We start from the raw sequence: 20472 nt of genomic DNA on the forward strand, positions 1-20472 counted from the left end.
GTGCCCCGCTTCAGCGTCATCGTCCCCGTCTTCAAGGTGCAGGGCTTTCTGCGCGAGTGCCTCGACTCGGTCCTGGAGCAGTCCTACCGGGACATCGAGGTGATCGCCGTGAACGACTGCTCGCCGGACGGCTGCGGCGCGATCCTCGACGAGTACGCGGCCCGCGACCCGCGCCTACAGGTCCTGCACCTGCCGGAGAACGTCGGCCTCGGCCGCGCCCGCAACGCCGGAATGCCCCTGGCCACCGGCGACTTCCTCTTCTTCCTCGACAGCGACGACACCCTCACCCCGGGCGCCCTGCGCGCGATGGCCGACCGGCTCGACGCGAGCGGCGACCCGGACGTCCTGGTCTTCGACTACGCGCGCACCTACTGGTGGGGCGGCACCCGGCGCAACGTCCTCGCGCACGTCCTCACCGAGGTCGACGACACGTTCACGGTCGCCGAACACCCGGAGATCCTCGACCTGTTGATGGTCGTGTGGAACAAGGTGTACCGCCGGGAGTTCGTGCACAAGAACGCCTTCGAGTTCCCGCCGGGCTACTACGAGGACACGCCCTGGACCTTCCCGGTGCTGCTGAGCGCCGAGCGGATCGCCACCCTCGACCGGATCTGCCTCAACTACCGGCAGCGGCGGCAGGGCAACATCCTGTCCACCACCAGCCGCAAGCACTTCGACATCCACGACCAGTACGAGCGGGTCTTCGCGTTCGTCGACTCCCGCCCGGAGCTGGCGAGTTGGCGCCCCTACCTCCACCGCAAGATGGGCGAGCACTGTCTCGACATCCTCGGCAAACCGGACCGCCTGCCCCCGTCCGACAAGGCCGAGTTCTTCCGCCGTACGGCCGAACTGTTCGCCAAGCACAAGCCGGCGGGCGTGACGGTGGATCCCGAAGTCCGTGTCCTGGAAGGGAGTTACGCGCTGTACCGGGTCAAGCGGCAGGCAGGGCGGGCCGCGCGGCAGCTCGAAGGGCGGGCGCTGCAAGCGCGCAAGTCGGCGGCCGGGCGGGTCAAGGGCGGCTGGGGCGCGCTGCACGCCCGCCGCTCCATCGACCCCAACCTCGTTGTGTACTCGGCCTTTTCGCACCGCGGGGTCCTGGGCGACCCGGCCGCCGTGTACCACAAGGCGCGGGAGATCGCCCCGCAGCTCCGGGGCGTGTGGGTCGTACAGGACGCGGAACAGGCCGCGCTGCTGCCGCCGGACGTCGAGCACGTCCTCCTCAACACCCCGCGCTTTCACCAAGTCAGCGCGCGGGCCAGGTACTTCGTGAACAACGTCAACTGGCCCGGCACCCTCACCAAGCGCCCCGGCAGCGTCCACATCCACACCCATCAGGGCACCCCGCTCAAGTACATGGCGGCCGACCTGCTGGACAAGCCCGGCGCCCGCTACGGCGTCGACGTGCCGCAGATGCTGCGCCGCGCCGACCGCTGGGACCACAGCCTGGTCGCCAACCGGCACTCGGAGCTGGTGTGGGAGCGGGCCTATCCGTGTCACTTCGCGTCGGCGCGGACGGGGAGCCCGCGCAACGACGTGCTCGTCGGAGCAACTGCCGAGGCGCAAAAGGCCGTTCGGGAACGGCTCGGCATCTCCGCCGGGCACACCGTCGTGCTGTACGCGCCGACCCGCCGCGAGTACGTCCGGAGCGGCCACGTAGACCGGCTCGACCTGGCGCGGTTCGCGGAGGACCTCGGCCCCGAGCACACCCTCGTCGTACGCCTGCATCCGTCGCTGGCGACCGGTCCCGCGCGGGGCATGGGGCTCGCGGATCTGCACCGGCGGGGTGTGCTGGTCGACGCGACCGACGAACCCTCCGTGGAGGACGTCATGTTGGCGTCCGACGCGCTGGTCACCGACTACTCGGCCCTGATGTTCGACTACGCCAACCTCGACCGGCCGGTCGTCCTCCACGCCGACGACCGGGAGGCGTACGCGGCGAGCCGCGGCACGTACTTCGACGTCACCGCCGCGCCACCGGGCCATGTGTCCGGTTCCTACCGGGAGTTGGCGTGGCTGTTCGCTTCGGGTGCCTGGCGGGACGAGGACTCGACGCGGCTGCGGGCCGAATTCCGGTCGCGCTACTGCGAGTTCGACGACGGGAACGCCGCCGAGCGGGTCGTACGGACGCTGTTGCTGGGTGAGGACGGCTGGCAGCCGCCGGCCCGATCCGCCACGCGCGTCCCCTCGCCCGCCGCCGGTCACGACCAGTTGGCGTCCTCATGAGGCCCCGCACGTGGGTGCTGGTGCTGGCCGCCGTGTTCGCGGTGCTCCAACTCGCCAATGTCACCGGCCGGGACACCCCGGACACCAAGAACTACCTTTCGTACGCGCTGAGTCTGAGCGGTGAGAGCAAGCGCGCGGCGGCGACCGTCACCATCGACTACTACTGCGCGAGCAGGGGGGCGATCGCGCGGCGCGACCAGAGCGTGAACGTGCTGAACTTCCACGGCAAGGACCCGGCCGCGCGGGTCGCGAAGAAGTGCCGGGCCGCCCAGTGGCGGGTGGTGGACGCGCAGGTGCGGGCCGGGAACAGTGGCGGGTTCATCACGCCGTTCATGCCCGAGCGGTTCATGCGGATCTTCGAAGTGCGGCCCGGATACCCGGTGTTCCTGGTCCCGTTCGTCACGCTGCTCGGGCCGGTGTGGGGGCTGTGGACGTCGAGTGTCGTCCTCACGGTCGCGGGCGGCATCCTCGTGTTCCTGATCCTGCGCACGCTGTCCGTGCCGGTGCCGCTCGCGCTGACCGGGCAGGCCCTCTACTACGTCCTGCCGTGCGGGACGACCGCGATGCGCCCGATGACCGAGGGTCTGATGATGGCCCTGACTCTGGCGGCGGTGTGGGGCTGTGCGCTGGTGTCGACGGGCCGCCGTACGCGCGCCGGACTCGCCCTGGTCGGCGGCTCGTTGCTCCTGCTCTTCACGGTCAAGCACTCGCAGGCCCTGTTCCTCGGGCTGTGCCTGGCCGGTGCGGGCGCGCTGGCCGCCGTACGGCAGCGACAGCGGTGGCGGGCGTGGGCGGTGGTCGCGGGGCTCGGCGGGGCGGCGGCCGTAGGAACTCTGCTGTTGGCGGGACTTCTGCACTACCCGTCGCAGACCGACAGCCTCCAGGATCTGCTGACCGATCACTACGCGCGGCCCGACCGCGCCCGGCTGTACCCCGAATTCCTGCACCTGGAAGCCAACTTCTGGCTGGAGTGGACCCGGCAGCAGCTGTGGCAGCCGGTGCTCGCGGCGGCGCTCGGCGCCGGGGTGTGGGGCGCGCTGCGGCGGCCGGTGTTCGGGGTGTTCGTCATCGGGGCCGCGTTCACCGGGATTCTGACGCAGGCCGCGCATCCGGACATCAGTGTGTGGGGCGGGCGGCTGATCGTGCTGGTGTGGCTGTTGCCGGTGGTGGGGGTGCCGTTGCTGCTGGAGAGCGTGGTGCGGGGGAAGGCGGTCGTCGCGGTGCCGGTGCAGGCGCAGGGGCTCGGGGAGCAGGCTCAGCCGGTGCGGTGACGCGGACGGCCCCGGCGACGAGGTGATCAGCACTCGTCGCCGGGGCCGTAGTCATAGAAGCGTCGTATTCGATGTGACTACTCGATGACGAGGTCGACCTCGATGTTGCCGCGGGTGGCGTTCGAGTAGGGGCAGACCTGGTGGGCGGTCTCGACGAGCTTGCGGCCGGTCGCCTCGTCCACGGTGTCGGGGAGCTCGACGCGCAGCGTCACCTTGAGGCCGAAGCCCTCGCCCTGCTTGCCTATGCCGACCTCGGCGGTCACGGCCGCGTCGGTGACGTCGACCTTCGCCTGCCTGCCGACGAGGCCGAGGGCGCTGCCGAAACAGGCGGCGTAACCGGCGGCGAACAGCTGCTCAGGGTTGGTGCCCTGGCCGTTGCCGCCCATTTCGACCGGAATGCCGAGCTGAAGGTCGATCTTGCCGTCGTTGCTGACCGCGCGGCCGTCACGGCCGTGGGTGGCGGTGGCTACGGCGGTGTAGATCGCGTCCATTGGAAACCATCCCTCTCGGAAGTCTTGGTGGGGGTGACCGGTCCGGGTGTCCGGACCGCCTCACGGCGACAAGTAGAGCACACAATTCAATTGCACACAACTAAATGGCCCGCTAGCGCTATCCTTGAACCATGACCACCACTCCCGCCGACACCCCCACCAGCGACTGGCTCCGCCTGGACCAGCAGATCTGCTTCTCCCTGAACGCCGCGTCACGCGCCTTCGGCGGCGTCTACCGCGTGCTCCTCAAGGATCTCGGGCTCACCTACCCGCAGTACCTGGTGATGCTGGTGCTGTGGGAGCACGGCGAGCTGCCCGTCAAGAAGCTCGGCGAACACCTGCGGCTCGACTCCGGCACGCTTTCCCCGCTGCTCAAGCGGCTGGAGACGGCCGGTCTGGTACGGCGTGAGCGCAGCGCCCGCGACGAACGCTCGGTGGAGGTACGGCTCACCGACGAGGGCCTCGCCCTGCGCGAACGCGCCCTCGACGTGCCGCGCCGCATCCTCGGCGCGACCGGCTTCGACATCGACGAGATCCGCGCACTGCGGGCACAGCTCGACGAACTCACCGGGGCGCTGGACTCGGCAGCGCTGGAGCAGGCGTGACCATGTCCTGCGGGGGCGTCCGGCGGATGTAGAGGGCCAGCTTCACGCGTCCGCTCACGTACTGCCTCCGACGCGCGAACTCCCCGTCCACGACGCCGAGTTTGACCCGGTCGACCGGGTCGCCCGGCACCCAGCGGGACGGCAGCAGATTCGACTGCGCGACGATCCACACCCGGTCCACACCGGCGAGCCTGGCCTCCAGCTCCGCCGGCGCCACCTCGCGCCCGCTCAGCGTCCCGGTCCTCGCCCCCGACTCGGCCAGCGCCAGGTCCCGCACCCCGGCGAACGGCCCCGGATACGCCAACTCCGTCACCCGCCAGAACGACGGCAGGAAGAGGACGGGGTCCCCGGGGCGCAGCTCACGGCCGGCCAGCGCGGAGACCTGGGCGAGGTTCTCGGGGCGGTGGGCCGCCAGGCGGTCGTTTCGGTAGGCGGGGAGGCCGTGGAGGAAGGGGACGGCCAGAGCGAGGACGCCGGCGAGGGTGACGAGATGTGTGCGGGCAGGCCGTTTCGGGGGGCGCGACGGGGGGCTCGCGGCTCCGGTCGTGCGGTCAGTTCCGGTCAGCGGCGGGCGGGTTGCGGCTACGGGGTGATGACCGCTCGCGGCCAGTGCGCCGACCAACCGGGGGCGGTGTTCGGCTCCGGCCACGACCCGCGCGATGTCCGTGTGACGTCCACTCGGCCGACGGTGGCCGTCCAGCCACAGCCGCCCCACCATCCCCACCAGCCAGTCCGCCCCCGCCGCCACCAGCAACGGCGCCCCCGTCAGCGCGTACAGCACATACCGCTCGTGGAACAGCGGCCGGAACTGCGAGACCGTCAGCAGAATCACCGGCGGCACCACCAGCAGCGGCAGCGCGACCGACGCGAGCCGTCCCGCGCCGAGTCCCAGCAGGATCAGCAGGACCGAGGTCCAGAAGACGACTCCGGTCGGGGTGACGGCGAGGAAGCCGCGGGCCAGCCGCTCGGCCGTGTCCCGGTCCGGCACCCGCAGCCACGCCACCTGCGCCGACTGCCGCTGGGACACCCACGCCAACGGCAGCAGGATCCCCACCGCCACGCCGGCCGCACGCCCCCAGCCGGCCCACACCGGCCTGGGCACCCGCGCCGCCAGCAGCGTCAACGCGTGCGCGCAGAGCACCAGTACGGCGAACTCGTGCAGCAGAAAGGTCACGGCGAGGACAGCGCCGTAAGGCCACCAGGGCCGCCCTTCCAACGCCCGCACGAGGAGCAGCGTCGCCCCGGCGACTCCGGCCGCGACGATCGCGTACGACCGGCCCTCCTGTGCGTAGTGGCCGGTCAGGGGGGTGATCGCGTAGAGCAGGCCGGCCCAGAGGCCGACCCGGGGGCGGGCCAGCCGTACGCCGAGGGCCGCGACCAGGGCCGCCGTCGCCGCCGCACCGCACACCGACGGCAGGCGGAGGGTCACCTCGCCGGGGTGGACGGCGAGGACGGCGTGCATGAGCAGGTAGTACAGGCCGTGCACCGCGTCGACGCCGTGCAGCAGGTGCCAGATCTGCGGCACCGTGCGCCGTCCCACCAGGAACGTGACGCCCTCGTCGCCCCACATCCCGCCGCGGTCGAGCCCCCACAGCCCCAGCGCGAGCATGACGGCCACCGGCACGACGACGGCCACGACCTCCGCACGCGTCCGTCGCCCGGGTCCGTACTCACCCTCACCTTGGCTGTCCACGTGGCCGATTTTGTACTGTAAGCGGGCTCTTACCAACGATTGACGGTGTATTAGCATTCATGCGGCATTCACCCGGCTTACGATCCGCTGTGATGAACGCCGTCCGCAGACACCGCCTCCTTGCCCTCACGCTCGCCTGGCTCGCCACCCGCGCCGGAATGCTGCTCCTCCTCGCGTACAACGGCCTGCCCCTGCTCGGCCGGGGCGCGGTCGCCCGGGAGGTGTGGCGCCTCTACCACCACTGGTACGGGGTCCTGTCGCAGGGCGCGTTCCCGGCCAACGACCACCTGTGGCAGTACCCGCCGGGGGCAGGACCGATCCTGCTGGCCCCGGCGCTGCTGCCGGACCTGACGTACTTCCAGGCGTTCGTCGCCTTCACCCTCGCCGCCGACGCGCTGATCACCGCGGCCCTGGCCCGCGCGGGCACCCGCCCCGGCCACAGCCTGCGCGGCGCCGCCTACTGGATCGCCTGCCTCCCCCTCCTACTGGACATGCCGCTCGTCCGCTACGACGTGCAGGTCACGGCGTTCGCCGTCATCTCCCTGTTGACGTTGTCGCGCTCCACGCGCGCGTGCGGCGCGTTCGCGGCGCTCGGCGCGCTGGTGAAGGTGTGGCCGGCGCTGGTGCTGCTGGGGGTGCCGAGGGGGCGGGCGACGCGGTCGGTGTGGTCGTGGGCGGCGGGAGCGGGGGTCTTGTCGCTCGTGATGCTCGTAGCCTTGTTCAACAATCCTTTCGCCTTCTTGCGCCAACAGGGCGGCAGAGGCGTACAGATCGAGTCACTGGGCGGCACGATGCTCGGCCTGGCGACCCACGCCGGCTGGCCGGGCCGGGCGCGCTACCAGTACGGCGCGATGGAGTTCACGGGACCGCACGTCGCCGCCGTCGCCGACGCCTCCCTCGCGCTCACGGCGGTCGCCTTCGGGTTCCTGCTGCTGTGGCGGATCCGGGCCCGCCGCTGGACCGACGCGACCCCCTACGACGCCGCGCTCAGCGCCGTCCTGCTGTTCACCGTGACCAGCCGGGTGATCAGCCCCCAGTACATGATCTGGCTGCTCGGCCTGGCCGCCGTCTGCCTGACCTCCCGGCACACCGTGCAGCGCCCGGTGGCCGCGCTGATCGTGGCGGCGACCGCGATCAGCTCCGTGGAGTTCCCCGCCCTGTACGGCGACGTCATCCACAGCACGTGGACGGGCTGCGCGCTGATGGTCGTACGCAACGGTCTGCTGGCCGCCGCGGCCGTCCTCTCCTTCGTCCGGCTGTGGCGGTCGTCGAGGGCGGTTCCGGCGACCGCGCACGCGCGCGTGCGGCCCGCCGGTCCGCACGGGGAGTCCCAGCAGTTGACCGCGGCACACTCCGGCGCCTGATTGACTGAGGCCCGGGGAGCGTGAGGGACGCGCCTCCAGTGATCGAGTGACGGAGGGGACTGCCGCACATGACCTGGCTGATCACCGGCGGAGCCGGCTACATCGGGGCACACGTCGTGAGGGCGATGACCGAGGCGGGCGAACAGACCGTCGTCTACGACGACCTGTCCACCGGCATCGCCGCGCGCGTTCCCGACGGCGTGCCCCTGGTGCAGGGTTCGGTCCTGGACGCGGAACTCGTGGCCCGCACCCTCGCCGACCAGGACGTCACCGGAGTCGTCCACCTCGCGGCGAAGAAGCAGGTCGGCGAGTCGGTCGACCGGCCGCTGCATTACTACAGGGAGAACGTCGAGGGCCTGCGCGTCCTCCTGGAGGCGGTGACCACGGCCGGCGTCCCGTCCTTCGTGTTCTCGTCCTCGGCGGCCGTCTACGGCATGCCGGACGTGGAGCTGGTCACCGAGGAGACGCCGTGCGTGCCCATGTCGCCGTACGGCGAGACGAAGCTCGCCGGTGAGTGGCTGGTCCGCGCCACGGGCCGCGCGACCGGCCTGTCCACGGCCTCCCTGCGCTACTTCAACGTGGCCGGCGCCGCGAGCCCCGAGCTCTCGGACACGGGCGTCTCCAACCTCGTCCCCATGGTCTTCGAGAAGCTGACCGAGGACGCGCCCCCGCGCATCTTCGGCGACGACTACGCCACCCCGGACGGCACCTGCGTCCGCGACTACATCCACGTCGTCGACCTGGCCGAGGCCCACGTCGCCGCGGCCCGCGCCCTCCAGGCCTCCCCCGGCCGCTCCCTCACCCTCAACATCGGCCGCGGTGAAGGCGTTTCGGTCCGCGAGATGATCGACCGCATCAACGCGATCACCGGCTACGACCGCCCCCCGACCGTCCACCCCCGCCGCCCCGGCGACCCGGCCCGCGTCGTCGCCTCCGCCGACCGCATCACCACCGAACTCGGCTGGAAGGCCAAACACGACGTCCAGGACATGATCACGTCGGCGTGGGAGGGGTGGGTACGGCTGCATCCGGGGGCGGCGCGGAGCTGATGGACGGTTCCTCCAGGGCGGAGCGCGCGGTGGGCGCCGTCCTCGGCTCCGCCGTGGGCGACGCGCTGGGCGCGCCCTTCGAGTTCGGACCCGAGGGCGCCTTCTCCGCCCGGTTTCCGGCACCCGGCGACGGCGGTGAGATGTGCGGCGGCGGGGGCTGGGACCCGGGCGAGGCAACCGACGACACGCAGATGGCCGTACTCGTCGCGGAGTCGCTGCTGGAGTGCGACGGGCTCCGGCTCCCGGACATGTTCGGGCGGTTCCAGCGCTGGGCAGCCGCCGGCCCGAAGGACATCGGCCTGCAAACCGAGGCCGTGCTGAGCAGCGGCGACCCCTGGGACCTGGCCGCCGCGCTGCACTTCCAGACCAGCCAACGGGGCGCCGGGAACGGCGCGTTGATGCGCGCCGCGCCCTCGTCGGTGTACTTCGCGCGCGAGGGCCGTGACGCCACAATGGACGCCGCCCGCAGCATCTCCGCCCTCACCCACGGAGACCGCGCGGCCTGGGAAGGCACCGCCGTCCTCCACGAGTTGATGCGCGTCGCACTGCACGGCGGCGACCCGCTCGACGCCGTCGACGAGACCCTCGGCCACGTCCACCCCGACCACCGGGAGCGGTACGCCGTCGTCCTCTCGCGCGGCTGGCACCCCGACCTGGCGACGGAGTTCAACGGCGCCGTCTGGCCCTGCCTCGGCTCCGCCCTCTGGGCCGTACGCACCACGTCCTCCTACGAGGAGGCCCTGCGCGCCGCGATCGACCTCGGCGGCGACACGGACACCGTCGCCGCCGTGACGGGCGGGCTCGCCGGAGCGGTGTACGGGAGCGCGGCGATCCCTGAGCAGTGGAGCGCGGCCCTGCACGTACCGTTGCCGGGGTTCGGCGGGCGGGTGCTGCGGGCGGCCGAACTCGGGGGACTGGCGCGGCGGTTGGACCGGCGGGGAGGGTGACTCGCCGGGGCGGTGTGCCGGGGGTGCGGCCGAGCCCTACAGCGCCTTCAGCCCCTCCGTAGTGGCCCGGGCCAGGGCCCCCAGGTAGCCCTTCGGCAGCTTCGGGCTGCGGATCACCACGGCGCGCCAGTACAGGGGGCCGGAGATGAGGTCGAGGGCCAGGTCCTCGTCCATGCCGGGGCCGATCTCGCCACGGCGTTCCGCCGCCGTGAGGATCTTGCTGGCGACGCCCTCCTGGCCCTCGCGCAACGCCTTCTGCATCGCGTCGGCAATCTCGGGATTCCGGGCCGCCTCGGCCTGGAGATCCGGGATGATCTGTGAGGCCACCGGGTGGCGCAGGGCCCGTGACGTCACCTCGTACAGCATCCGGAGGTCGCCCTCCAGGGAACCGGTGTCCGGCGTCGGCAGTCCCATCACCGCGATCGCCGACACGACGTCGAGCACCAGGTGCAGCTTCGAACGCCAGCGGCGGTACACCGCCGTCTTGCCCACCCCGGCGCGGCGCGCGATCCCCTCGATCGACATCCGGGCATACCCGACCGCCGCCAACTCCTCGAAGACCGCCGCGCGAATGGCTTCGGTCACATCCTCGCGGAGTACGGCCGCCCCGGCGGGGGTTCGGCGGCGCTGACGTGTTGTGGGCTCGTCGGCGTTCGTCGTCATAGCTCAAGCATAGGGGCGTTGCGACGAAACGGTTGCGTTCCGACGCGGGTGGGGCGCGTCGCGACGAAACGGACCCGTCCCGCCCGGCACGTACCGACGCAACAGGCCCGTCCCGGCGCAAACCCAGCGCACCTAACGACCCGATCACATCCGTGACGACGAAACGGTTGCGTTCCGACGCCGAAACGGCCTACGCTCACGTTGCGACGATACGGTCCCGTCCCGACGTAAGAGAACGTAAAGAGAAGCGTAAGGAAACGCCGGGCGACGGGACACCGCAGCCGGACGCACGCATTCCACTCCCCCCGAGCGAAAGCAGCGGATGTGAGCCAGGTCCTCCACACACCGCCCCATTCGCCGGCCCCGGCCGACGAAGAAGACCTCGCGGCGCTCGCCGCACGCCATGGCCTCACGGTCAGTGGCGCCCGCCCCTCCCTGCCCGCGTACGTCCGGCAGCTGTGGGAGCGACGCCACTTCATCACCGCGTTCGCCACCGCCAAGCTGACCGCGCAGTACAGCCAGGCGAAGCTGGGTCAGATCTGGCAGGTGTTGACGCCGCTGTTGAACGCGGCGGTGTACTACTTCATCTTCGGTGTGCTCCTGGGCACCAAGCGCGGCGTCCCGGACTACATCCCGTTCCTGGTGACGGGCGTGTTCATCTGGACGTTCACCCAGAGCTCGATCATGGCGGGCACCCGCGCGATCTCCGGCAACCTCGGCCTGGTCCGGGCCCTGCACTTCCCGCGGGCCGCGCTGCCGATCTCGTTCGCGTTGCAGCAGCTCCAGCAGCTGCTGTTCTCGATGGCGGCCCTCTTCGTCATCCTGATCTGCTTCGGCGTGCCGGTCAGCATCTCCTGGCTGCTCGTGATCCCCGCACTGTTCCTGCAGTTCACGTTCAACGCGGGCGTCTCGATGATCATGGCGCGGATGGGCGCGAAGACCCCGGACATCGCCCAGCTGATGCCGTTCATCCTGCGCACCTGGATGTACCTGTCCGGTGTCATGTGGAGCATCGACAAGCTGACCAAGAAGGACAGCCTCCCGCACGTGGTGACGGTCGCCCTGGAGACCAACCCGGCGGCCGTCTACATCGACCTCATGCGCTACGCGCTGATCGACAGCTTCCACGCAAGCCAGCTCCCCCCGCACGTGTGGGCGGCGGCGACGGGCTGGGCGCTGCTGGCCGGCGTCGGCGGCTTCATCTACTTCTGGAAGGCTGAGGAGACGTACGGCCGTGGCTGAGCAGACCATCGAGTACCACACCGAGCGGACCCCCGTGGCCGCCGACAGCACCATCCCCACCGTCGTCTGCGACGGCGTCGACATCATCTACCGGGTCAACGGAACCGGCGCCGGACGCGGCTCCGCGACCGCCGCCCTCAACCGCATGCTGCGCCGCGAGAAGGCCGAGAAGGCGGCGGGCGTGCGCAAGGTGCACGCGGTCAAGAAGGTGTCCTTCGTCGCCTACAAGGGCGAGGCGATCGGCCTGATCGGCACCAACGGCTCCGGCAAGTCGACCCTGCTCAAGGCGGTCGCCGGCCTGCTCCCGGTCGAGAACGGCCGTATCTACACCCACGGCCAGCCCTCCCTCCTCGGCGTCAACGCGGCGCTGATGGGCGACCTGACCGGCGAGCGCAACGTCTATCTCGGCGGCCTGGCCATGGGCATGTCCCGCGAGCAGGTCAAGGAGCGCTACCAGGGCATCGTCGACTTCTCCGGGATCAACGAGAAGGGCGACTTCATCACCCTCCCCATGCGGACGTACTCCTCCGGTATGGGCGCCCGGCTGCGGTTCTCCATCGCCGCCGCCAAGGACCACGACGTCCTGCTGATCGACGAGGCGCTGGCCACCGGTGACCGGTCGTTCCAGCGGCGTTCGGAGGAGCGGATCCGCGAGCTGCGGCAGCACGCGGGCACGGTCTTCCTGGTCAGCCACAACAACAAGTCGATCCGCGACACCTGCGACCGCGTGCTGTGGCTGGAGCGCGGCGAGCTGCGGATGGACGGGCCGACCGAAGAGGTCCTGGAGGCCTACGAGGCCTTCACGGGCGGCGCCGACAAGCCCAAGGAGAAGGCCGCCTAGTCGTCCTCGTCCTGGAACACCCAGGTGCGGTAGACCAGGAAGCGGAACGCGGACGCGAGCACGATCGACAGGGCCTTCACGACGTTCACCTCGAGTGGACCGTGGAGGCCCAGCCCGTGGTAGCCGACGTAGAAGAGTCCGCTCTCCATGAGGACGCCGATACCGCTGAAGGCGAAGAACAGGGCGATGCGGCGGGAGCCGGGGGCTTCGCGGTCGCGGTAGGTGTAGTAGCGGAAGCCGAGGTAGTTGGCGCCCATGGCGACGCAGCTGGCCAGGACGGTCGCGAGCATCGCGGGCCAGCGCAGGCCGTGCAGCAGGGCGTTGAAGACCGCGAAGTTGACGAGAACGCCGCTGCCGCCGACGATCCCGAATTTCACGACTTCCAGGACGACCTTCCGCACCGGCCGTACGGGGGCGGTGGTCGTACGTTCCTCGGTGAGGTTGAGAGTCACACCACCAGGCTTAGCCGGGCTGAGTAAGCGCTCCCCCTGATTACCCCTAAGACACCCCATGAAAAGGCGCCCCAGGCCATTGCGGCCCGGGGCGCCTGTGTCCCGTCGCAGGGACTACGACGAGACGGTCGTACGTACTACGAGTGCGTCCTCAGCAGGGTGCGCATCGTCCGCATCGCCACCGACAGGTTGGCGAGGTCGAACATCTCCGAGCCCTGGATCTCGTCCAGGGTGGTGCGGGCGCGGCCGAGGATCGCGGCGTTCTTCTTCTCCCACTCGGCGAAGCGCTGCTCGGGGGTCGAGGTGCCGTTGCCCGCCGTGAGGATGTCGGCGGTGAGGGCAGCGTGGGCCGCGTACAGGTCCTCGCGGATGGAGGCGCGGGCCATGGACTGCCAGCGGTCCGCGCGGGGCAGCTCGATGATGCGGTCCATGAGCTGGGTGATGTGGAGGCGGTCGGCGAGGTCGTAGTAGACCTCGGCCACGTCCATCGGGTCCTTGCCGGTGCGGTCGGCCACCGAGACGATGTCGAGCGCCGGGAAGGCGGAGGAGAAGCCGGCCACGCGCGTGGCGAGTTCGGCGGGGACGCCGGCGCCGGTCAGCTCGTCGTAGATCTCCTGGTACCAGGCCAGGTCCGCGCCGCGCAGCAGCTTGGGCAGCTGGGACCAGACCTGCTCGACGCGCTCGCCGAAGAACTCGACGGTCTCGGCGAGCTGGAGCGGCTGCGGCCGGTTGTTGAGCAGCCAGCGGGTGCCGCGCTCGCACAGTCGGCGCGAGTGCAGCCGGATCCGGGTCTGGACGGGCGCCTCGACGGTGTTGTCGAGGGCCTCGACGCCGTCCCACACCTCGGCGGCGTGGAAGATCGCGCGGGCCGCGGTCTGCGCCCGGACGATCTCCTCCAGGGATGCTCCGGTCTCCTCGCGGAGGCGGTGCAGGAAGCTGGTGCCGCCGGTGTTGACCGTGTCGTTGACGAGGACCGTGGTGACGATCTCGCGGTGCAGCGCGTGGGTGTCGATCTGCTCGGCGAACTTCTCGCGCAGCGCGGTCGGGAAGTAGGCGTGCAGCAGGGTGCGCAGGTAGGGGTCGTCGGGCAGCGTGGTGTGCAGCAGCTCGTCCGAGACCGTGATCTTCGTGTACGCCAGCAGGACGGCCGTCTCGGGGCCAGTCAGCCCCTGTCCCTGGGCGAGGCGTTCACGGATCTGGCGGTCGGTGGGGAGGAACTCCAGGGCCCGGTCGAGGTGGCCCTCGCGGACCAGGGTGCGCATGAAGCGCTGCTGGGCGTGGAGCATGTCCTTGGACTGGGCGAGCGCGTTGGCGATCGCGGTGTTCTGCGCGTAGTTGTTGCGCAGAACGAGCGCCCCGACCTCGTCGGTCATCTCGGCGAGGATCTTGTTGCGCTGCTTGACGGTCATGTCGCCGTCGGTGACCAGGCCGTTGAGCAGGATCTTGATGTTCACCTCGTGGTCGGAGGTGTCCACGCCCGCGCTGTTGTCGATGGCATCGGTGTTGATCTTGCCGCCCTGCTGGGCGAACTCGATCCGGCCGAGCTGGGTCAGGCCCAGGTTGCCGCCCTCGCCGACGACCTTGACGCGCAGGTCGGCGCCGTCGACCCGGATCGCGTCGTTGGCCTTGTCGCCGACGTCCGCGTGGGACTCGGTGCTCGCCTTGACGTACGTCCCGATGCCGCCGTTCCACAAGAGGTCGACCTGCGACTTGAGGATCGCCTTCATCAGGTCGGCCGGCGTCATCTTGGCGACCTTGTCCTCGATGCCGAGGGCCTCGCGGACGTGGGCGTTGACCGGGATCGCCTTCGCGGTGCGCGGGAAGACCCCGCCGCCGGGCGACAGCAGGTCGGTGTTGTAGTCGGCCCAGCTGGAGCGCGGAAGCTCGAACATGCGGCGCCGCTCGGCGTACGAGACGGCCGCGTCCGGGGTCGGGTCGAGGAAGATGTGCCGGTGGTCGAAGGCGGCGACCAGGCGGATGTGCTCGCTGAGCAGCATGCCGTTGCCGAACACGTCACCGGACATGTCGCCGACGCCGACGACCGTGAAGTCCTCGGTCTGCGTGTCGACGCCCAGCTCCCGGAAGTGCCGCTTGACGGACTCCCAGGCACCGCGCGCGGTGATGCCCATCTTCTTGTGGTCGTAGCCGGCGCTGCCGCCGGAGGCGAAGGCGTCACCGAGCCAGAAGTTGTAGCTCTCGGCGACCCCGTTGGCGATGTCCGAGAAGGTCGCGGTGCCCTTGTCGGCGGCGACCACCAGGTAGGTGTCGTCCTCGTCGTGCCGGACCACGTCCGCCGGGGGGACGACCTCGCCGGCCACCAGGTTGTCGGTGATGTCGAGCAGCGCCGAGATGAACATCTTGTAGCTGGCGATGCCCTCGGCCAGCCACGCGTCCCGGTCCACGCTCGGGTCCGGCAGCTGCTTGGCGACGAACCCGCCCTTGGCGCCGACCGGCACGATGACCGTGTTCTTCACCATCTGCGCCTTGACCAGGCCGAGGATCTCCGTACGGAAGTCCTCGCGCCGGTCCGACCAGCGCAGCCCACCGCGCGCGACCTTGCCGAAGCGCAGGTGCACGCCCTCGACGCGCGGCGAGTACACCCAGATCTCGTACGCCGGCCGCGGCGCGGGCAGGTCCGGGATGGCCTGCGGGTCGAACTTCATCGAGACGTACGCGTGCGCGTGCCCGCCGCGTGCCTCCTGGAAGAAGTTGGTGCGCAGGGTCGCCTTGATGACGGTCAGGAAGGACCGCAGGATGCGGTCCTCGTCGAGGCTCGCCACCTGGTCGAGGGCCGCGTCGACCTCTTCGAGGAGAGCGTCGACGATCTCGCGCCCGGCGCGCTGCCGGTCCGGCGACATCCGCGCCTCGAACAGGGAGACAAGCAGCCGGGTGGTGTGGACGTTGTTGCGGAGGGTGTCCTCCATGTAGTCCTGGCTGAAGGTCGAACCGGCCTGCCGCAGGTACTTGGCGTACGCCCGCAGCACCATCGCCTGCCGCCAGTCGATCCCGGCGCTCAGCACCAGCGCGTTGAACCCGTCGTTCTCCGCCTGCCCGGTCCAGGTCGCGGCGAACGCCTCCTGGAACCGCTCGCGCCCGTCGTCACCGAGGTAGTCCCCGTTGCCGTTCTGCGACTTGGGCATCCGCAGCCCGAAGTCGTAGATCCACGCCGTCGTACGGTCCGAGCAGCGCAGTTCGTACGGCCGCTCGTCGACGACCTCGACGCCGAGACGGCTGAGGACCGGCAGCACGGCGGAGAGGGAGACCGACTCTCCCTTGCGGTAGATCTTGAAGCGGCGCTCGTCGGGAGCGGCGCCCACCGGCTCGTAGAGGCTGAGCGCGAAGGCCTTCTCCTCGGTGAGCTGTTCCAGGTGGACCAGGTCGGCGACGGCGGCGCGCGGGGTGTGGTCCGCCTTGTAGCCCTCGGGGAAGGCGGTGCCGTAGCGGCGGATGAGTTCGGCCGCGCGCTCCTCGCCGCACTCGGCGTTCAGCGCCTCGCCGAAACCGTCGGCCCAGGAGCGGGCGGCCTCGACCAGGCGGGCTTCGATGCGGTCCTTGTCGGCGTCGGACAACTCGGGCAGTTCGGTGCCCTGCGGGACGCGGACCACGAAGTGCAGCCGGGAGAGGATCGACTCCGTGTTCCACGCGGTGAAGTCGACGCTGGTGCCGTCGAGTTCCTCTTTGAGGATGTCGATGATTCGCAGGCGGACGCCCGTCGTGTAGCGGTCGCGCGGGAGGTAGACGAGGGCCGAGTAGTAGCGGCCGTACTCGTCCTGGCGGAGGTACAGACGCAGGCGCCGGCGTTCCTGGAGGTAGAGCACGGACGTGACGATCGAGCGGAGTTCGTCGACCGGGGTCTGGAACAGCTCGTCGCGCGGGTACGTCTCCAGGATCTGCAGCAGGTCGCGCCCGTCGTGGCTGTTGGGCGAGAAGCCGGCGCCCTCCAGCACCTCGTCGACGGTGCGCCGGATCACGGGAACCCGGCGGACGGACTCGGTGTAGGCGGCGGAGGAGAACAGACCCAGGAAGCGGCGCTCGCCGACGACCTCGCCGTTCTCGTCGAACTTCTTCACACCCACGTAGTCGAGATACGACGGCCGGTGCACCGTGGAACGGCTGTTGGCCTTCGTCAGGACGAGGAGCTTGTGCTCGCGGGCCTTGGCGCGCGCGTCGGCCGGGAGCCGCTCGAAGGACGGGCTCACCGGGTGGTGGTCCTCGCCGGCGTGGAGCGGGTCGGAGCGCAGGATGCCGAGGCCGGTGCCGGGAACCGCGGCGAGGGAGTCGTCCTCGCGGAGTTGGTACTCGCGGTAGCCGAGGAAGGTGAAGTGGTCGGCGGCCAGCCAGCGCAGCAGCTCACGGGCCTCGCCGACCTCGCTGGAGGGCAGGTCGGAGGCGGTCGGCTCGGCGGGCAGCTCATCGGCCATCCGCAGCGCCAGGTCCCGCATCTTCTCCCAGTCCTCGACGGCCTCACGGACGTCGGACAGGACGCGCAGCAGGTCGGCGGTGATCTGCTTCAGGTCGGCGCGGTCGGTCTCGCGGTCGATCTGGACGTGGATCCAGGACTCGGTGTGCGTGTCGTGCGGCAGCTCGCCGGTGGGCGGGGTGGTGAGCACCTCGATGAGCTTGCCGGTGAGGTCGCGGCGGACGACGACCTGCGGGTGGATCACGACGTGGATGCCGCGGCTCTGGCGGGTCAGTTCGTTGGTCACGGAGTCGACGAGGAAGGGCATGTCGTCGGTGACGACCTCGACGACTGTGTGGCTGCACGTCCAGCCGTTCTCCTCGACCGTCGGGGTGTGCACCCGTACGTTGGCCGTGCCCTGGGGTCGGGTCTCGGCCAGCCGGTAGTGGGAGTAGGCGGCGCCGAAGACGTCGACCGGGTCGCGGTCGGCGAGGTCCTCCGGGGCGGTGTGCAGGTAGTAGCGCTGGAGGAACGCGAGCACGGTGTCCCGGTCCGGGGTGCCCTCGTCCGTCTTCCCGGTCGGTAGGTGCCCCCCGACCGGGCTGTTCTCAGCTACCCGGGCAGCCCGTTCGAGCAGCTCGGCCTTGGCTTCGTCCAGCTTGGTCTGCATTGTCCTCTGGCTCCTGTCGCGCGCCGTTGCGTGACGTAGAAGGAAGTTCGATGTCTTCCCCTGCGGCTCGACGCCACGGCCCGGGGTGTCCGGTCTGCTCCGACGCTATGCCGCAAGGTGAGATGAGCGGTGGGTTATCAGCCATTTTCGGCACGCCCGAAGGGTGTGACGCTGATCTCTGTCGCGTCGGTACCCGGGGTGTGCACGGCGTCCTGGGAGCCCTTGGAGCTCCGTCCCGCCCGCGAAGGCCTGTCGAACAGACCCTGGGACCAGCGACCGCCGCCCGGTCACGGATGTCGTCCGTGGTCGCCGGGCGCGGAGCAGGGGCGACGATGCCCCCGCGAAATATCGCGCTGATCACGCCACAAGGCTATCGCTCCTCACCGGGGGCTCGTCATGAGCCGGTTGTGTACAAAACAGAGGGTGGAACTTTGACGTTATGCACAGGGGCGTAGAGAGTGAAATCGTCGTATTCACGGGCAGTCGGGACGGTGACGACGCTTGGGCAGCGGGGCCTCTTGGCAAAGACCCCGGCGCGCGGCACGTTGCCCATGACGCCCGACGCGGACGCGTGTCAGGACGGCGTCCAAGGCCACAGAGGAGCGCACCGACATGACAGCGAAGATCCTCATCGTCACCGGCGACGCAGCGGAGTCGCTGGAGGTCCTCTACCCCTACCAGCGCCTGCGCGAGGAGGGCTACGAGGTCCACATCGCGGCCCCCGAACGCAAGCAGCTCCGCTTCGTCGTCCACGACATCGAACCCGGCTTCGACACGTACACCGAGAAGGCCGGCTACACCTGGCCCGCCGATCTCGCCTTCTCCGAGGTCGATCCCGGCCAGTACGCGGCCCTCGTCATCCCCGGCGGCCGGGCCCCCGAGTACCTCCGCAACGATCCCGAACTCCGCAAGATCCTCAAGTCCTTCTTCGACACGGACAAGCCCGTGGCCCAGATCTGCCACGGCCCCCTGCTCACCGCCGCGATCGACGGCCTGCGCGGCCGGCGCGTCACGGCCTACCCCGCCCTCGAACTCGACATGCAGTCCGCCGGCGCGACCTTCCAGGACGCCGAGACCGTCGTCGACGGCACGCTGGTCTCCGCCCGCGCCTGGCCGGATCACTCCAGCTGGATGCGGGAGTTCCTCACGGTGCTGCGGGCGAAGGCGCCGGTGACCTGAGCTCGGGGCGGGGCGGCTCTTGCGGCACCGCGCCGAGAAGTCGCCTTACGCCGCCAGCCGCTCCGCCTCCGCGACGGCCTCCGCCAGCGAGTCCACCACCGGCACGCCGACCACTTCGAGGCTGGCCCGGCTGTGCGAACCGCCGGTGTACAGCACGGCCCGCGCGCCCACGTGCAGGGCGGCCACCGCGTCGTCGGCCGCGTCGCCGATCACCACGGTGCGCGCGGGGTCCACGTCGGTCAGCGCCTCGAGGTGCCGCACCATGTGTTCGGCCTTGCTGCCGCCGGAGGGCCCGGTGCGCCCGTCGACCCGTATGAAGTGCGGTTCTATCCCGAACTCCCGCACCAGCGGGACGAGTTCGTCATGGACGTACATGCTCAGGATCGACTGACTGCGCCCCGCCGTCCGCCAGCCCGCGAGCAGGTCCGCCGCGCCCTCGGTCAGCCCGCAGACGACCCGGTGCTCGGCGTAGTAACGGTGGAAGGTGTCGTCCATGACCTCCCACTCGGCGTCGGTGGGCAGCCGCCCCAGCAGCCGCTCGTAGAACTTCGGCACCGGCACGCAGTACAGCGTCCGGTACTCCTCCATCGTGATCGCCTTGAGCCCCAGCTCGGCGAACGCCGCGTTCGTCGCCCCGATGATCGCGTCATTGTCGTGGAACAGCGTGCCGTTCCAGTCCCAGACGATGTGCGCGTTTGCTTGCATCCCCATGCCAAAAACGTACCCGCCGCCACTGACAATCAAGAGAATCCCAGGTCACGGCCATATCCAGCCGGGCCGACCGCCGCCGCCGCCGTACAGCAGGCTCAGTCGGCCAGCCCGACGAGGTTCGGGATCTCCTGCGTCGCGTACCAGAGCAGCTCGTGGTCCTCGGCCCCGTCCACGACGAACTGCGCGTCGTCGTCCCCGCGATCCGCCGCCGCGAGCGCGTCGGCGGCGGCGCTCACGTCGTTCTCCGCGTCACCCAGATCCACGTGCACGGCCGCCACCTTGGCCAGCGCCACGGTTCCGCTCACCCGCACCTCGCCGAGCGCCGCCGGGTCGAGTCCGCGGTCGGGGTCGGCGTGCGCCGCGCCGTCGGGCACGTCGACGGCGACCACGACCCGCCGCCGCGGCGCGTCCGTGTCGGCGGCCAGCAGCCGCAGCGAGGCCAGGGCCGCCCGGTTCAGCGCCGCGTACTCCAACTCCTCGATGTCGTCGGAGAGATACCACTCGCGCAGCGCCGGCGTGACGGCGTACGCGACGAAGGGTCCCGTCCCCAGCTCACCCGTCTTGTACGCCTCGGCGAGACCGGGGAGGGTCAGGGGGACGTAGACGCGCATGGCTGGCCGCTTTCGTAGTCGGAGAGTGCCTCGCGGAGGACGGTGCGATGCCTCCGGGAGG

16 protein-coding genes are annotated in these 20472 nt (G+C 70.5%); 9 read left to right on the forward strand and 7 right to left on the reverse strand.

Annotated elements, in window-relative coordinates:
* Positions 1-2223: a bifunctional glycosyltransferase/CDP-glycerol:glycerophosphate glycerophosphotransferase gene (locus ACFXC1_RS43595; RefSeq protein ID WP_381253930.1), complete on the forward strand. Its 2223-nt coding sequence runs from the start codon at positions 1-3 to the stop codon at positions 2221-2223.
* Positions 2220-3494 carry a hypothetical protein gene (locus tag ACFXC1_RS43600; RefSeq protein WP_381253932.1) on the forward strand — a complete coding sequence of 425 codons (1275 nt, stop codon included), beginning with the start codon at positions 2220-2222 and terminating at the stop codon, positions 3492-3494. Before ACFXC1_RS43595 ends, ACFXC1_RS43600 begins: the two co-directional genes overlap by 4 nt.
* 77 nt (positions 3495-3571) lie before the next feature.
* On the opposite strand, the gene ACFXC1_RS43605 is transcribed toward ACFXC1_RS43600, so the two are convergent.
* Entirely contained in the window at positions 3572-3985 is a 414-nt protein-coding gene (locus ACFXC1_RS43605; protein ID WP_019056748.1) for an organic hydroperoxide resistance protein, read from the reverse strand.
* Between the two features lie 131 nt (positions 3986-4116).
* Between ACFXC1_RS43605 and ACFXC1_RS43610 the strand changes: the two genes are divergently transcribed.
* The gene (locus tag ACFXC1_RS43610; RefSeq protein WP_381253935.1) at positions 4117-4590 is read left to right on the forward strand and encodes a MarR family winged helix-turn-helix transcriptional regulator; all 474 of its coding nucleotides are present in this window, start codon (positions 4117-4119) and stop codon (positions 4588-4590) included.
* Here the strand turns inward: ACFXC1_RS43610 and ACFXC1_RS43615 are convergent.
* A complete protein-coding gene (locus ACFXC1_RS43615) occupies positions 4550-6199 on the reverse strand; it encodes a glycosyltransferase family 39 protein (protein ID WP_381254010.1) in 1650 nt (549 codons plus the stop codon). The genes ACFXC1_RS43610 and ACFXC1_RS43615 overlap by 41 nt on opposite strands.
* Before the next feature lie 176 nt (positions 6200-6375).
* On the opposite strand from ACFXC1_RS43615, the gene ACFXC1_RS43620 reads away from it, so the two are divergent.
* The 3 genes from ACFXC1_RS43620 (at position 6376) to ACFXC1_RS43630 (ending at position 9643) form a co-directional block, all read left to right on the forward strand.
* Positions 6376-7647 carry a glycosyltransferase 87 family protein gene (locus ACFXC1_RS43620; RefSeq protein ID WP_381253938.1) on the forward strand — a complete coding sequence of 424 codons (1272 nt, stop codon included), beginning with the start codon at positions 6376-6378 and terminating at the stop codon, positions 7645-7647.
* A gap of 68 nt (positions 7648-7715) precedes the next feature.
* On the forward strand, positions 7716-8696 hold the full coding sequence (gene galE / locus ACFXC1_RS43625) for a UDP-glucose 4-epimerase GalE (protein ID WP_381253941.1): 981 nt from the start codon (positions 7716-7718) through the stop codon (positions 8694-8696).
* Positions 8696-9643 carry an ADP-ribosylglycohydrolase family protein gene (locus ACFXC1_RS43630; RefSeq protein WP_381254012.1) on the forward strand — a complete coding sequence of 316 codons (948 nt, stop codon included), beginning with the start codon at positions 8696-8698 and terminating at the stop codon, positions 9641-9643. The genes galE and ACFXC1_RS43630 overlap by 1 nt, the downstream gene beginning before the upstream one ends.
* Before the next feature lie 36 nt (positions 9644-9679).
* On the opposite strand, the gene ACFXC1_RS43635 is transcribed toward ACFXC1_RS43630, so the two are convergent.
* Complete coding sequence (locus ACFXC1_RS43635) at positions 9680-10306, reverse strand: TetR/AcrR family transcriptional regulator (protein ID WP_381253944.1); 627 nt, start codon at positions 10304-10306, stop codon at positions 9680-9682.
* A gap of 324 nt (positions 10307-10630) precedes the next feature.
* Between ACFXC1_RS43635 and ACFXC1_RS43640 the strand changes: the two genes are divergently transcribed.
* Both ACFXC1_RS43640 and ACFXC1_RS43645 read left to right on the forward strand, forming a co-directional pair.
* A complete protein-coding gene (locus tag ACFXC1_RS43640) occupies positions 10631-11548 on the forward strand; it encodes an ABC transporter permease (RefSeq protein ID WP_381253946.1) in 918 nt (305 codons plus the stop codon).
* Positions 11541-12389, forward strand: coding sequence for an ABC transporter ATP-binding protein (locus ACFXC1_RS43645; RefSeq protein ID WP_381253948.1), 849 nt, complete (start codon positions 11541-11543; stop codon positions 12387-12389). Before ACFXC1_RS43640 ends, ACFXC1_RS43645 begins: the two co-directional genes overlap by 8 nt.
* Here the strand turns inward: ACFXC1_RS43645 and ACFXC1_RS43650 are convergent.
* Together ACFXC1_RS43650 and ACFXC1_RS43655 are read right to left on the reverse strand one after the other, a co-directional pair.
* Positions 12386-12841 carry a GtrA family protein gene (locus ACFXC1_RS43650; protein WP_381253951.1) on the reverse strand — a complete coding sequence of 152 codons (456 nt, stop codon included), beginning with the start codon at positions 12839-12841 and terminating at the stop codon, positions 12386-12388. The two genes, ACFXC1_RS43645 and ACFXC1_RS43650, sit on opposite strands and share 4 nt — an antisense overlap.
* 137 nt (positions 12842-12978) lie before the next feature.
* Complete coding sequence (locus ACFXC1_RS43655; RefSeq protein ID WP_381253954.1) at positions 12979-17910, reverse strand: NAD-glutamate dehydrogenase; 4932 nt, start codon at positions 17908-17910, stop codon at positions 12979-12981.
* Between the two features lie 612 nt (positions 17911-18522).
* Here ACFXC1_RS43655 and ACFXC1_RS43660 point away from each other — a divergent pair.
* Positions 18523-19089, forward strand: a complete 567-nt coding sequence (locus tag ACFXC1_RS43660) for a DJ-1/PfpI family protein (RefSeq protein WP_381253957.1) — start codon at positions 18523-18525, stop codon at positions 19087-19089.
* 45 nt (positions 19090-19134) lie between these two features.
* On the opposite strand, the gene ACFXC1_RS43665 is transcribed toward ACFXC1_RS43660, so the two are convergent.
* Entirely contained in the window at positions 19135-19800 is a 666-nt protein-coding gene (locus ACFXC1_RS43665) for an HAD family hydrolase (protein WP_381253960.1), read from the reverse strand.
* Positions 19801-19895: 95 nt separating this feature from the next.
* Entirely contained in the window at positions 19896-20411 is a 516-nt protein-coding gene (locus ACFXC1_RS43670) for a DUF6912 family protein (protein ID WP_381253961.1), read from the reverse strand.
* Positions 20412-20472: the final 61 nt, after the last annotated feature.

It is taken from the genome of Streptomyces hokutonensis (genome assembly GCF_042751305.1).
GTDB lineage: Bacteria > Actinomycetota > Actinomycetes > Streptomycetales > Streptomycetaceae > Streptomyces > Streptomyces hokutonensis_A.

What these genes read in the sequence shown, in the direction of transcription:
- ACFXC1_RS43600 (WP_381253932.1), top strand. Translation starts at nt 2,220, where the DNA reads ATGAGGCCCCGCACGTGGGTGCTGGTGCTGGCCGCCGTGTTCGCGGTG.
- ACFXC1_RS43605 (WP_019056748.1), bottom strand. Translation starts at nt 3,985, where the DNA reads ATGGACGCGATCTACACCGCCGTAGCCACCGCCACCCACGGCCGTGAC.
- ACFXC1_RS43610 (WP_381253935.1), top strand. Translation starts at nt 4,117, where the DNA reads ATGACCACCACTCCCGCCGACACCCCCACCAGCGACTGGCTCCGCCTG.
- ACFXC1_RS43615 (WP_381254010.1), bottom strand. Translation starts at nt 6,199, where the DNA reads ATGCTCGCGCTGGGGCTGTGGGGGCTCGACCGCGGCGGGATGTGGGGC.
- ACFXC1_RS43620 (WP_381253938.1), top strand. Translation starts at nt 6,376, where the DNA reads ATGAACGCCGTCCGCAGACACCGCCTCCTTGCCCTCACGCTCGCCTGG.
- galE (WP_381253941.1), top strand. Translation starts at nt 7,716, where the DNA reads ATGACCTGGCTGATCACCGGCGGAGCCGGCTACATCGGGGCACACGTC.
- ACFXC1_RS43630 (WP_381254012.1), top strand. Translation starts at nt 8,696, where the DNA reads ATGGACGGTTCCTCCAGGGCGGAGCGCGCGGTGGGCGCCGTCCTCGGC.
- ACFXC1_RS43635 (WP_381253944.1), bottom strand. Translation starts at nt 10,306, where the DNA reads ATGACGACGAACGCCGACGAGCCCACAACACGTCAGCGCCGCCGAACC.
- ACFXC1_RS43655 (WP_381253954.1), bottom strand. Translation starts at nt 17,910, where the DNA reads ATGCAGACCAAGCTGGACGAAGCCAAGGCCGAGCTGCTCGAACGGGCT.
- ACFXC1_RS43660 (WP_381253957.1), top strand. Translation starts at nt 18,523, where the DNA reads ATGACAGCGAAGATCCTCATCGTCACCGGCGACGCAGCGGAGTCGCTG.
- ACFXC1_RS43665 (WP_381253960.1), bottom strand. Translation starts at nt 19,800, where the DNA reads ATGGGGATGCAAGCAAACGCGCACATCGTCTGGGACTGGAACGGCACG.
- ACFXC1_RS43670 (WP_381253961.1), bottom strand. Translation starts at nt 20,411, where the DNA reads ATGCGCGTCTACGTCCCCCTGACCCTCCCCGGTCTCGCCGAGGCGTAC.